We start from the raw sequence: 10,771 nt of genomic DNA, 5'->3' as shown, positions 1-10,771 counted from the left end.
GGCGCGTCCCGCCCGCCGCTCAGCCCCCGGCGAGCGCCCCCGACATCCGCCGCCACTTCTCGTGCACGGTCACCGACCGCAGCCCCCAGCCGGTGTCCGTGCGGAGCAGCGAGAACGCGTAGCGCCCACCGGACTCGAAGTCGGGCGCGGAGGGCGTCCCACCGCCGTCACCGCCGAAGCACATGGGGTTGAGGTAGTCGGCGCGCAGCTCGGCCCGGTCGCCCGGATAGCCACCGAGATCCTGGAGGGTCACGAGACGGTTGGTGATCAGGTGCTGGCGGACCGGGAAGAGCCGCATCGTCTCGGCGAGCCAGCGGGCCACCTCCTCGGCCGGGCCCTCGATGCCGCCCGCCGGCCGGTAGTCGGCGCGGCCGTCGGCGCAGAACAGGGCGCGGTAGGCGGTCCAGTCCCCGTCGTCGACGGCCGCGGCGTATCCGGTGACGAGTTCGTCGATGGCCAAGCGGTCAAGGAGGGTGCCGAGATCCACGCGCTGCGTCATCGGCTCAGTCTCCGGCAGCCGGCGCCGCACGCCAAGAGCCCTGCACTTGTGGCCCGTTGGCGCCCCGTGCTACGGCTGGCGCCATGACGGACGAGACCCTCCCCCCGGTACGCAGCGAACGGCGCGGCCCGGTCACCACGGTGATCCTGTCGCGCCCCGGCGTCCGCAACGCGGTGGACGGCCCCACCGCACGCCTGCTCGCCGACGCCTTCCGCGCCTTCGAGGCCGACGAGGAGGCCGCGGTGGCGGTGCTCTGGGGCGAGGGCGGCACGTTCTGCGCGGGCGCCGACGTCAAGGCCATCGGCACCGAACGCGGCAACACCGTGACCGAGGACGGCGACGGGCCGATGGGCCCGACCCGGCTCAGGCTCTCCAAGCCGGTGATCGCGGCCGTGGCCGGGCACGCGGTGGCGGGCGGCCTCGAACTCGCGCTGTGGTGCGATCTACGCGTGATGGAGGAGGACGCCGTGTTCGGGGTCTTCTGCCGGCGCTGGGGCGTGCCCCTGATCGACGGCGGGACCGTGCGCCTTCCTCGGCTCATCGGGGCGGGCCGCGCGATGGACCTCGTCCTCACCGGCCGGCCGGTGGACGCGGCGGAGGCGAGGGCCATCGGCCTCGCCGACCGCGTCGTCGCGAACGGCACCGCCCGCGCGGCGGCGGAGCGGCTCGCCGCGGAGATCGCAGCCTTCCCGCCGGTCTGCCTGCGCCACGACCGGATGTCGCTGCTCGAACAGGAGGGCCTCGGCGAGGCGGAGGCCCTGCTCAACGAGGTGCGGCACGGCACGCACGCGCTGGGCGAGGCGGCCGCGGGCGCGGCGCGGTTCGCCGCAGGGGCCGGCCGGCACGGAGCGTTCGAGGGCCGGGGCTGAGACTGGGGCCTACGGCTTGCGCACGTACGGCGTCGTCACGGTCAGCGGGGTGAAGCCGAGGCGTCGCAGGATGGGGCGGCTCTGGTCGGACGCGTCGACCTGGAGGTAGCGGTAGCCGCGCTCGGCGGCGATGCGGGCGCGGTAGGCGATCAGGGCGCGGTAGATGCCCTTGCCGCGCCACTCGGGCAGGGTGCCGCCGCCCCAGAGGCTGGCGAAGTCCGTGCCGGGGTGGAAGTCCATGCGGGCCGCGCTCACCGGGGTGTCGCCGGCCATCGCGACGACCGCCGTGACGGTCTCGGGGGCCTCGGCGAACTGGGCGAGCAGCCGCGCCCGGAAACCTGACCCGTCGTTGCCGAAGGCCCGGTCGTGGACGTGCGCCATGAGGTCGACCCCGGCCTCGTCGGTGACCGGACACAGGGTTACGCCGTCCGCGGGCGCGACGTCGAGGGGGAGGTCCGCCACCCGGGCCACCATGACGGTCTCCTCGGGCTCGGCCTCGAAACCGGCCGCCCGCAGCCGCTGCCCGAGGTCGGCGGGGCGGTCGTGCGCGTACAGCTTCCACTCGCACTCCTGGCCGAGGGAGGCGAAGTGGCGCGCCTGCGCCGCGATCTCCGCGTCGGCGGTGTCCGCCGTCAGGTCCGACCAGAGGATGCCGTTCCACACCGGGCCGGGACCCACCTGCCGTACGACACGGGCGGCCCGCTCGACGGTGGCCAGGGGCCCGTCGGGCAGGGCGTTCTTGCGCAGCTGCCGGTCGAAGATCGCCAGCAGTTCGTCAGCGGTGTCGCCGTGCGGCGTGTGCGTGTCCATGGCGGTCACTTGAACACCGTGAGAAGGACCGCGGCAACTGGAATTCGCGCGGCTCAGGCCTGCGGCTTGGAGACGGTTCCCGCGGCGAGCGGGGCGCCGTCACCCACGGCCGCGGCCCACTCGGCGAGCAGCCGCTCGTACTCCTCCGCGGGCCAGTGCCCGTCCGCGCCGTCGACGAGCGCACGGATGGCGTCGTTGGCGGCATCCGCGTCGGTCGGCGCCGCGCCGGGCCGTTCGGGGGAGGAGGACATGGCACCAGGCTACGGGTCCGGTCGGACATCCGACCCCGCCGAACAGGCCGAAGCCCAGGTGGGAGCGGTCCGAGGTGGTCAAGGTCACAGGATTCGGGAGGTTTGGGCCGGGCCGGGTCAGGCCGCCTGGACGGCGTCCGTGCGTACGGCGGCGGCCCACTCGACCAGGAGCCAGTGGTAGCGCTCCTCCTCCTCGGGCGAGAGGCGTCCGTCGGACCGCTCCCACAGGGAGCGGATCTCCGCGTTCACCACGTCGGCAGGGCGAAGGGAGCGGCGGTCGTGAGTCGGGGGCATGAGGACAACCCTACGGCCAGGAGGTGACCCACCGCCACGGAGTGGGAACTCTCAGCCAACATGAGGCGGTTGAGGACGATGGGACGGCCGGAACGCATCGGTCCGGCGGCGTGATCCGGACGGCGGGAACCGGCCGGGGTGCGGCAGCGGTGCGGCAACTGACCGGCGCGGCCCGGGCGTTGTCCGGGCCGTGGCGAGCGTCTGCGCCTATCCTCGCGGCATGGAGCAGAGCGAGGTTCTCAAGCGAGTGATCGGCATTCTCACCGAGGCCGGGGACTACCGCCGCCGCCTGGAGGAGGACGGCGAACGGGCCGTCGGGGACCGGGAGATCGGCATCGTCACGGCTCTGCTCAACGAGACGATGCCGCGCATGGAGATCCCGGCCGACGCCACCCCGCAGGAGGTGGCCACCCTGGTGGCCCGGGAGGTCGGCGGGGCCATCCGGCAGCTGGTCGCCGCCTTCAGTCTGGCCTTCGTGGCGCTTGCCGAGGTCCACGACGGCGGCGAGCAGGACGTGTCGTCGGCCGACGTGCTCCAGGACCTGGCCCTGCGTGCGGAGGAGCTGAAGGGGGAGGGCGGCCCCGGTCGGGCGGCCCGCTGAGCGCGCCAACCGCCGCACCGCACAGGGGAGTCAGAGCCCTTCGCCCGCGTCCGGATCGAGGGACCCGGCCGCGATGAGGGCGAACAGGGCGGTGCCCAGAACGATGCGGTAGGCCACGAACGGCATGAAGCTCCTGCTGGAGATGAACCGCATGAACCAGGCGATGACCGCGTACCCCACGGCGAAGGCGATGACGGCGGCGAACAGCGTCGCCGCCATCGGCGCCTGCCCCGGGCCGCCCGCGTCCTTGAGCTCGAAGACCCCGGAGGCGAGGACGGCAGGGACGGCGAGCAGGAAGGAGTAACGGGCCGCCGCCGCGCGGGTGTAGCCCATGAGCAGGCCGCCGCTGATGGTGGCGCCGGAGCGCGAGACGCCCGGGATGAGGGCCATGGCCTGGCAGACGCCGTAGACCAGGCCGTCCCTGGTGCTGAGTTCGCGCAGCGACTTGCGTTCCCGGGCGGCCCGGTGCCGGCCGCCCGACTCGTCGCGGGCCGCCAGCCGGTCGGCCACGCCGAGCACGACGCCCATCACGACCAGCGTCGTGGCGATCACCCGCAGATCGCGGAAGGAGGTGTCGATGTGGTGCTTCAGGACGAGGCCGAGCACCCCGATCGGCAGCGAGCCGACGATCACCAGCCAGCCCGTCCGCGCATCGTGGTCGCCGCGCAGGGAGCGGTCTGTGAGCGAGCGGAACCAGGCCGAGACGATCCGCGCGATGTCCGCGCGGAAGTAGATGAGGACGGCCGTCTCGGTGCCGATCTGGGTGATCGCGGTGAACGCGGGACCCGGGTCCTGCCAGCCCGCGAAGGCGGCGGTCAGCCGCAGATGCGCGCTGGAGGAGATGGGCAGGAACTCCGTGAGCCCCTGCACGAGCCCGAGTATGAACGATTCGAACCAGGACATGGGGAAGTGTGCCATCCAAGAGGGTCGAGGCCGCGGCCGGTCGGCATGAAGGGGACCGGCCGGAGCGCCGGGGCAGCGCGGCTGCACCGGTGATCTTGCGCGGTGAGCGGCACGGTAACGACCATGGGTGAACGGACGGTTGACGCCGCGCGGCCCGCAGGAAGCGCGGCCGACCGGGCCGCGGGGGAGCCGGACCGCCCGCTACCGCGCCCGCAGCCGGTGCCGCTTGCGCCAGGCCACCACGGCGGCCGCGGCCCCGCTCAGCACGATGAAGCCCATCGAGATCAGGAAGGCGGGTGAGGTGGGCGACGAGGCGGTGCTGCCCGCGACCACGTACGCGAGGGTGTTGGGCACCGAACCGAGGCCCGTCGCGAGCAGGAACGGCGCCCACCCCATGCGCGAGACCGCCGCGCAGTAGTTGGCGGCGGCGAAGGGCACCCCGGGGAACAGCCGGATCGCCATCATCGAGCGGAAGCCGTGCCGCGACAGCTGGCCGTCCGCGGCCTTCAGCCAGCGCCCGCGCAGCAGGGGCCGCAGCGCGTCCTGCCCGAGCACCCGGCCGAGCCCGAAGGAGATGCCCGCCCCGAGCACCGTGCCCGCGAGCGAGGACACCAGCCCGGCCGAGGTGGCGAAGAGGGCCCCGGCGGCCAGATTGAGGATCGGGCGCGGCACGAACGCCGCCGTGCACAGCCCGTACGCCACCGCGAAGAGCGCCACCGCCCCGGCCCCGCCCACCTGCGGCGGCCAGCCGTCGGCGAGCAGCCGCTGCGGCTGGAGCACCAGCACGGCGGTCCCGGCGGCCGCGAGCACCACCACGAGCAGCGCGAGCCGCGCCCAGGGCGAGAGTACGGCTCGCGTGCAGCGGGCGGCGAGGCCGGGGGACGGGCGGACGGCGGGGTCGAGCATCCGGGGAGACTAACCGACGCGGTGATGTGATCGCCGTAACGGGGGCGCGGCGGGGCCCCGTGCGCACCGGGCCGCCGCCAACTTCCGCCCGCCGAAAACCATTCGACGCGCCCGCGGCCGACGGGGATGATCGGCGACATGTCCAGGTACGCCTTCCCCGCAGCGCCGTCCGCAGTCGCGGACGCGCCGAAGGCTGCCGTCCTCACAGCGGCCGACGCACTCACGGCCGCGGCGCCCTTCGGCGGCGCCCGAGGCTGACCCTTCCCGGACAGTCCGGCGGACCCCGCACGGGGAGGGTCGGCCCGACGCAGGGGTCCCAGCTCAGCTCCGCGACCACGCGAGGGACATTCAGCCATGCCCAAGACGGCATACGTACGCACCAAGCCCCACCTCAACATCGGCACCATGGGCCATGTCGACCACGGCAAGACGACCCTGACCGCCGCCATCACCAAAGTGCTCGCCGAGCGCGGCAGCGGCACGTTCGTGCCGTTCGACCGGATCGACCGGGCCCCGGAGGAGGCCGCCCGCGGCATCACCATCAACATCGCGCACGTCGAGTACGAGACCGACACCCGCCACTACGCGCACGTCGACATGCCGGGTCACGCCGACTACGTCAAGAACATGGTCACCGGCGCGGCCCAGCTCGACGGGGCGATCCTCGTCGTCTCCGCGCTGGACGGGATCATGCCGCAGACCGCCGAGCACGTCCTGCTCGCCCGGCAGGTGGGCGTGAACCACATCGTCGTCGCGCTCAACAAGGCCGACGTCGGTGACGAGGAGCTGGCGGACCTGGTCGAGCTGGAGGTGCGCGAGCTGCTCTCCGCGCACGGCTACGGGGGCGACAGCGTGCCCGTGGTCCGGGTCTCCGGGCTCAAGGCCCTGGAGGGCGAGCCGCGGTGGACCGAGGCGATCGGCGCGCTGCTCGACGCCGTGGACACCTATGTGCCGATGCCCGAGCGGTACGTGGACGCGCCGTTCCTGCTGCCGGTCGAGAACGTGCTCACCATCACGGGCCGCGGCACCGTCGTCACCGGAGCGGTCGAGCGCGGCACCGTGCGGGTCGGCGACCGGGTCCAGGTGCTGGGCGCGGACGTCGAGTCGGTGGTCACCGGCCTGGAGACCTTCGGCAAGCCCATGGAGTCGGCGCAGGCCGGCGACAACGTGGCGCTGCTGCTGCGCGGGGTGCCACGTGACGCGGTCCGCCGCGGGCACGTGGTCGCCGAGCCGGGCAGCGTGACGCCGAGCCGGAGGTTCACCGCCCAGGTGTACGTCCTCTCCACGCGCGAGGGCGGCCGCTCCACGCCGATATCGACCGGCTACCGGCCGCAGTTCTACCTCCGCACCGCGGACGTGGTCGGTGACGTCGACCTCGGTGAGGCGGCCGTCGCGCGGCCCGGCGACCGGGTCACCATGACCGTCGAGCTGGGCCGCGACACGCCCCTGGAGCCGGGCCTCGGCTTCGCCATCCGCGAGGGCGGCCGCACCATCGGCGCCGGCACGGTCACCTCGGTCCTGTGACCGGCCGGCCCGCCTCTCCCACCACCCGGGGAGAGGCGGGCCGTTGGCGCTCGCCGCTTCCCGGGCCACGGTGCGGCGCCGCTTCGGCCGTCGCCCCCGCCGCGGCCGGCAGCCCGGAGCCGGCCGCGGGCGCACAATGGGACCGTGAACGACGACCAGCACGCCGAGCCGATACCCGTCGTCCGGGAGGTCGACTGGGGCACCGCCAAGCTGCTGCCCGACATCGACCGCGAGCGGGCCTGGCTGCTGACCGTGGACGGCGCCCCGCAGTCCTACGTGGACCTCGACGACCCGACGTACATCGAGTTCGAGTACGCCCGCAGGCTCGCCCATGTCGTGGACTGCGCGGCCGACGAGGGCGCCCCGCTCGACGTGCTGCACCTCGGCGGCGGCGCGCTCACCCTGCCCCGCTATGTGGCGGCGACGCGGCCCGGCTCCCGCCAGGACGTGGTGGACGCCGACCGCGCGCTGGTCCAACTCGTCCGGGAACACCTGCCGGTGCCCGGGAACTGCGGGATCGCCGTGCACGCGGCGGATGCCCGGGCCTGGGCCGAAGGAGCGCCCGCAGCCTCGGTGGACCTGCTCGTCGCGGACGTCTTCGGGGGCTCACGCGTGCCCGCGCACCTCACCTCGATCGAGTACGCCCGGGTCGCCCGGCGGGTCCTGAAACCCGGCGGTGTCTACGCGGCGAACCTCGCGGACGGCGCGCCCTTCGCGTTCCTGCGGTCCCAACTCGCCACGTTCCAGGCCGTGTTCGCGGAGGTCGCGCTCATCGCCGAGCCGTCCGTGCTGCGTGGGCGGCGCTTCGGGAACGCGGTGCTGCTCGCCTCGGACCACCCGCTGGACGTCGGCGCGCTGGCCCGGCGCACTGCGGGCGACGCCTTCCCGGCGCGGGTCGAGCACGGCGACGCGCTGCGCCGCTTCGTCAAGGACGCCGAGCCGGTCGGCGACGCGGACGCGCGGCCCTCACCCGAGCCGCCCGACGGCGCCTTCAGCATCGGCTGACACCCCGCTGCCGCGCGCGGCCACCGCCTCGGTGCGCCGGGTCAGACGGCGTACGCCGGGCACACACAGCACCGCGGCGGTGAGCAGCACGATCAGTGCCGAGCAGCACCACAGCGCGGACGTGCGGCCGACCGCGCTCTCGGCCGGGCCGGCCAGCGCGGTGGCCAGCGGCACCATGGCGATCGAGCCCAGCCAGTCGTAGGCGGAGACGCGCGAGAGCTTCTCCTCCGGGATCTCCTGGTTGAGGGCGGTCATCCAGGAGACGCCGAAGACCTCGATCGAGACGCCCGTCAGGAGCATGACCGCCGAGAGCGCGGCCACCGGCAGCGGCACCGCGAGCGCCGCCGACGGCAGGGCCAGCGGGAAGACGCACAGGGTGCCCGCGAGCAGCAGGCGGCGGGGCTTCCAGCGCGTCATCAGGAGCGCGCCCGCGACGGTGCCGACGCCGAACGCGGCGAGCGCGATCCCCCAGGGTCCCGGCCCGCCCAGCTCGTCGCGGGCCACCAGCGGCCCGTACACCGCCTCGGCCGCCGCGACCACGGCGTTGACCACCGCGAACTGCACCACGATCGCCCACAGCCAGGGCCGCGAGACGAACTCCCGCCAGCCGTCGCGGAGATCGGAGACCAGGCCCCCTCCGGCCTCGCGCGCCGGTATGTGGGCGACGTCGAGGAAGGCGCGCAGCGCGCCCGCCACCGCGAAGGCCGCCGCGTCGATGGCGAGCACCCAGCCCGCGCCGAACACGGCGATCAGCGCACCGCCGAGGGCGGCCCCGCCGATGCCCGCGCCGTGCATCGCCATCCGGTAGAGCGCGAAGGCGCGGCCCGCCTCCGGGCCGCTCACGCTGGACATCAGCATGCCCTCGGAGGCCGGACCGAAGAAGGCCTGGCCGACGCCGCCGAGCGCGGTCAGCGCCATCATCTGCCAGAGCCGGGCATCGCCGGTCAGGACCAGGAGCGCGAAGGCGCCCTGGGAAAGGAAGTTGAGGGTGTTGGCGGCGACCATCACCCGGTGCCGCGGCAGCCGGTCGGCGAGTGCGCCGCCGACCAGGAGGAACAGGACGAGCGGCACGGTGCGGGCCGCCGCGACCAGACCCACGTCGCCGCCGCTGCCGCCGGACTGCAGCACCGCGAACGCGGCGGCGATCAGCGCGCCCTGGCTGCCCAGGTTCGTCACCACCGCGGCCGCGGTCAGCAGGGTGTAGTTGCGGCCCGCCCAGGAGGGGCGGCGCGCGGGCGAGGGGATGGCGGCGGAGGTCACTCAGGGACTATCGCCGCCGCCACCCCGTGGCGCCAAACCGTTTGTGGCCCCGGCTCGCGCCCGGGCCCCCGGCTCCGTCAGGAACCGGAGCCGGTGACCGGCACCAGACGGATGGTGCTGAGGATCTTCTGGATGGTGTCCTCGGGGACCGCGTCGGGCACGCCGGTGTTGGCGATGAAGCTCCAGGCGGCGAGGTCGCCCTTGGCGGTCTTGAAGCCGAACAGCACGGACTGGCCCTCGGTGGAGCACTTGTCCGTCTTCTTCACGCCCGTCGTCTTCGCGCGCACCACACTGCCCTGGAGGCCGGACTTGGTGGTGTAGGGGACCGGCTTCTCGGAGGTGATGTGGTTCTTGTCCGGCTGGGTGTAGGCGTAGTACAGCCAGTCGTCGGCCTGCTCGGCGGCGTCGTCGGTGGACTTGGCGCCGTTGGCACCCTTGGTCCCGACGCTGGCCAGCGCGGTGTTCTCGTCGCGGCCGCTGGAGTTCTTGGCGGTGCACCACTTGGACTTGTAGTACGCGGGGGCGGACATCATCATGCCGCCGAACCCGTTGGGGTCGGCCTTGTCGGACCAGCCCACGCTCATGCCGGGGCTGTCGACCTCCCAGTCCGGCGGCACGTCGAAGGCGTCGCCCTTGGTCGGGTTCACCACGACCTTCCAGCCCGCGATGACCGGCTGGACCTGGGTGCCCGCGCCCCGCGGGTTGGGGGCCGGGGAGGACGGCGCGTCCGAGCCGGAGGCCTGCGCCGACGGCGACTTCTTGTCCTTGTCGGCCTGGTTGGTGCTCTTGCCGTCGTCCTTGAGGACCAGCACGCCGGTCACGGCGGCGGCCACGACCACGGCGGTGGCCGCGATGATGGCGATGAGGGTGGTCTTCTTCTTGTTCTTGTCGTCCGGGCTGTCCGGCGGCTGCGGCGCCCCGAGCGGGCTCCCCACCGGGTACTGCGGCACCGTCGGCTGCTGGTACGGGTTGGGCGTCTGGTAACCCTGCGGCGGATACCCGGGCTGCGAGGGCTGCTGCCCCGGCTGCTGGTAGGGATTCGGCTGCTGGTACCCCGGCTGCTGGTACGGGTTCTGATTCGGATCCTGCGGGTTCTGCTCGCCCCCGGGCGGCTGCTGTCCTGGCCACATGGCCAGTAACCATAGAGGTGCCCCGGTGCTCCTGCTACGGCCGCCCCCGGCAGGGGATGGCCAACGGTCGCTACTCATGGGTAACATCACGTCATGAGCGCTGATCAGATGACCGTGGGCGAGATGCTCACCGCGACCGTCCCCATGGCCCGCACCCTCGACCTCGAATTCCTGGAGACCACCCCCGAGCGGGCCGTGGTGCGGCTGCCGGACCAGGCCGCGTACCACAACCACGTGGGCGGTCCGCACGCCGGCGCGATGTTCACGCTCGCCGAGTCCGCCAGTGGCGCCATCGTCATCGCCGCCTTCGGCGACCAGATGAACCGCGCCGTGCCGCTCGCCGTGAAGGCCGAGATCGGCTACAAGAAGCTCGCCATGGGCGTCGTCACCGCGACCGCGACCCTGGGCCGCCCGATCGCCGACGTCGTGGCCGAGCTCGACGCGGGGCAGCGCCCCGAGTTCCCGGTGTTCATCGAGATCCAGCGCGCGGACGGCGCGGTGACGGGCGAGATGACCGTGGTGTGGACCCTGCGTCCCCACTCCTGACCGCCACCAGCGCGGGCTACGGAACCCGAAGGCGCTCCGGCAACGGCCGGGGCGCCTTCTCCATGTCCCGACAGCTGCCCTGCCCCTTTCCTTGACTCTTCCACCGGACGGTCCTACGTTTCCCGGCGCCTCGTGGCGCCTGACGGGTTGTCAACTCGGTCGTGACGCATAGT

At 73.6% G+C, this 10,771-nt stretch carries 13 protein-coding genes; 5 read left to right on the top strand and 8 right to left on the bottom strand.

Features of this window, described 5'->3' with window-relative positions; genetic code table 11:
- Positions 1 to 19 precede the first annotated feature (19 nt).
- The gene (locus DT019_RS04155) at positions 20 to 499 is read right to left on the bottom strand and encodes a nuclear transport factor 2 family protein (RefSeq protein ID WP_114035193.1); all 480 of its coding nucleotides are present in this window, start codon (positions 497 to 499) and stop codon (positions 20 to 22) included.
- An 83-nt stretch (positions 500 to 582) separates the two neighbouring features.
- On the opposite strand from DT019_RS04155, the gene DT019_RS04150 reads away from it, so the two are divergent.
- Positions 583 to 1,368 carry a crotonase/enoyl-CoA hydratase family protein gene (locus DT019_RS04150; RefSeq protein WP_114035192.1) on the top strand — a complete coding sequence of 262 codons (786 nt, stop codon included), beginning with the start codon at positions 583 to 585 and terminating at the stop codon, positions 1,366 to 1,368.
- A 9-nt stretch (positions 1,369 to 1,377) separates the two neighbouring features.
- On the opposite strand, the gene DT019_RS04145 is transcribed toward DT019_RS04150, so the two are convergent.
- The 3 genes from DT019_RS04145 to DT019_RS39400 form a co-directional block, all read right to left on the bottom strand.
- Positions 1,378 to 2,178, bottom strand: coding sequence for a GNAT family N-acetyltransferase (locus tag DT019_RS04145; protein WP_114035191.1), 801 nt, complete (start codon positions 2,176 to 2,178; stop codon positions 1,378 to 1,380).
- 53 nt (positions 2,179 to 2,231) lie between these two features.
- The gene (locus DT019_RS04140; RefSeq protein ID WP_114035190.1) at positions 2,232 to 2,429 is read right to left on the bottom strand and encodes a hypothetical protein; all 198 of its coding nucleotides are present in this window, start codon (positions 2,427 to 2,429) and stop codon (positions 2,232 to 2,234) included.
- A 117-nt stretch (positions 2,430 to 2,546) separates the two neighbouring features.
- Positions 2,547 to 2,723, bottom strand: a complete 177-nt coding sequence (locus DT019_RS39400) for a hypothetical protein (protein ID WP_189389117.1) — start codon at positions 2,721 to 2,723, stop codon at positions 2,547 to 2,549.
- Between the two features lie 220 nt (positions 2,724 to 2,943).
- Here DT019_RS39400 and DT019_RS04135 point away from each other — a divergent pair, with 220 nt between their 5' ends.
- Positions 2,944 to 3,324, top strand: coding sequence for a hypothetical protein (locus tag DT019_RS04135; RefSeq protein WP_114035189.1), 381 nt, complete (start codon positions 2,944 to 2,946; stop codon positions 3,322 to 3,324).
- A 30-nt stretch (positions 3,325 to 3,354) separates the two neighbouring features.
- Here DT019_RS04135 and DT019_RS04130 read toward each other — a convergent pair whose 3' ends face one another.
- Both DT019_RS04130 and DT019_RS04125 read right to left on the bottom strand, forming a co-directional pair.
- Positions 3,355 to 4,227: an undecaprenyl-diphosphate phosphatase gene (locus tag DT019_RS04130; protein ID WP_114035188.1), complete on the bottom strand. Its 873-nt coding sequence runs from the start codon at positions 4,225 to 4,227 to the stop codon at positions 3,355 to 3,357.
- Positions 4,228 to 4,428: 201 nt separating this feature from the next.
- Positions 4,429 to 5,133: a TVP38/TMEM64 family protein gene (locus DT019_RS04125; RefSeq protein WP_114035187.1), complete on the bottom strand. Its 705-nt coding sequence runs from the start codon at positions 5,131 to 5,133 to the stop codon at positions 4,429 to 4,431.
- Between the two features lie 354 nt (positions 5,134 to 5,487).
- Between DT019_RS04125 and tuf the strand changes: the two genes are divergently transcribed.
- Together tuf and DT019_RS04115 are read left to right on the top strand one after the other, a co-directional pair.
- A complete protein-coding gene (gene tuf, locus DT019_RS04120) occupies positions 5,488 to 6,657 on the top strand; it encodes an elongation factor Tu (RefSeq protein ID WP_114035186.1) in 1,170 nt (389 codons plus the stop codon).
- Between the two features lie 144 nt (positions 6,658 to 6,801).
- Positions 6,802 to 7,662, top strand: a complete 861-nt coding sequence (locus DT019_RS04115; protein WP_114035185.1) for a spermidine synthase — start codon at positions 6,802 to 6,804, stop codon at positions 7,660 to 7,662.
- Here the strand turns inward: DT019_RS04115 and DT019_RS04110 are convergent.
- Positions 7,624 to 8,922, bottom strand: a complete 1,299-nt coding sequence (locus DT019_RS04110) for an MFS transporter (protein WP_114035184.1) — start codon at positions 8,920 to 8,922, stop codon at positions 7,624 to 7,626. The genes DT019_RS04115 and DT019_RS04110 overlap by 39 nt on opposite strands.
- Before the next feature lie 77 nt (positions 8,923 to 8,999).
- On the bottom strand, positions 9,000 to 10,052 hold the full coding sequence (locus DT019_RS04105) for a hypothetical protein (protein ID WP_114035183.1): 1,053 nt from the start codon (positions 10,050 to 10,052) through the stop codon (positions 9,000 to 9,002).
- 108 nt (positions 10,053 to 10,160) lie between these two features.
- Here DT019_RS04105 and DT019_RS04100 point away from each other — a divergent pair, with 108 nt between their 5' ends.
- Positions 10,161 to 10,598 carry a DUF4442 domain-containing protein gene (locus DT019_RS04100; RefSeq protein WP_114035182.1) on the top strand — a complete coding sequence of 146 codons (438 nt, stop codon included), beginning with the start codon at positions 10,161 to 10,163 and terminating at the stop codon, positions 10,596 to 10,598.
- Positions 10,599 to 10,771: the final 173 nt, after the last annotated feature.

Origin of the sequence: Streptomyces sp. SDr-06 (assembly GCF_003324565.1) — a bacterium.
Taxonomy (GTDB): Bacteria; Actinomycetota; Actinomycetes; order Streptomycetales; family Streptomycetaceae; genus Streptomyces.
The sequence above is the reverse complement of the archived record's forward strand: the minus strand, read 5'-3'. Positions and strand labels throughout refer to the sequence as shown.

Excerpts from the sequence above, each read along its gene's own strand:
- DT019_RS04155 (WP_114035193.1), bottom strand. The coding sequence starts at position 499 with ATGACGCAGCGCGTGGATCTCGGCACCCTCCTTGACCGCTTGGCCATC.
- DT019_RS04150 (WP_114035192.1), top strand. The coding sequence starts at position 583 with ATGACGGACGAGACCCTCCCCCCGGTACGCAGCGAACGGCGCGGCCCG.
- DT019_RS04145 (WP_114035191.1), bottom strand. The coding sequence starts at position 2,178 with ATGGACACGCACACGCCGCACGGCGACACCGCTGACGAACTGCTGGCG.
- DT019_RS04140 (WP_114035190.1), bottom strand. The coding sequence starts at position 2,429 with ATGTCCTCCTCCCCCGAACGGCCCGGCGCGGCGCCGACCGACGCGGAT.
- DT019_RS39400 (WP_189389117.1), bottom strand. The coding sequence starts at position 2,723 with ATGCCCCCGACTCACGACCGCCGCTCCCTTCGCCCTGCCGACGTGGTG.
- DT019_RS04135 (WP_114035189.1), top strand. The coding sequence starts at position 2,944 with ATGGAGCAGAGCGAGGTTCTCAAGCGAGTGATCGGCATTCTCACCGAG.
- DT019_RS04130 (WP_114035188.1), bottom strand. The coding sequence starts at position 4,227 with ATGTCCTGGTTCGAATCGTTCATACTCGGGCTCGTGCAGGGGCTCACG.
- DT019_RS04125 (WP_114035187.1), bottom strand. The coding sequence starts at position 5,133 with ATGCTCGACCCCGCCGTCCGCCCGTCCCCCGGCCTCGCCGCCCGCTGC.
- tuf (WP_114035186.1), top strand. The coding sequence starts at position 5,488 with ATGCCCAAGACGGCATACGTACGCACCAAGCCCCACCTCAACATCGGC.
- DT019_RS04105 (WP_114035183.1), bottom strand. The coding sequence starts at position 10,052 with ATGTGGCCAGGACAGCAGCCGCCCGGGGGCGAGCAGAACCCGCAGGAT.
- DT019_RS04100 (WP_114035182.1), top strand. The coding sequence starts at position 10,161 with ATGACCGTGGGCGAGATGCTCACCGCGACCGTCCCCATGGCCCGCACC.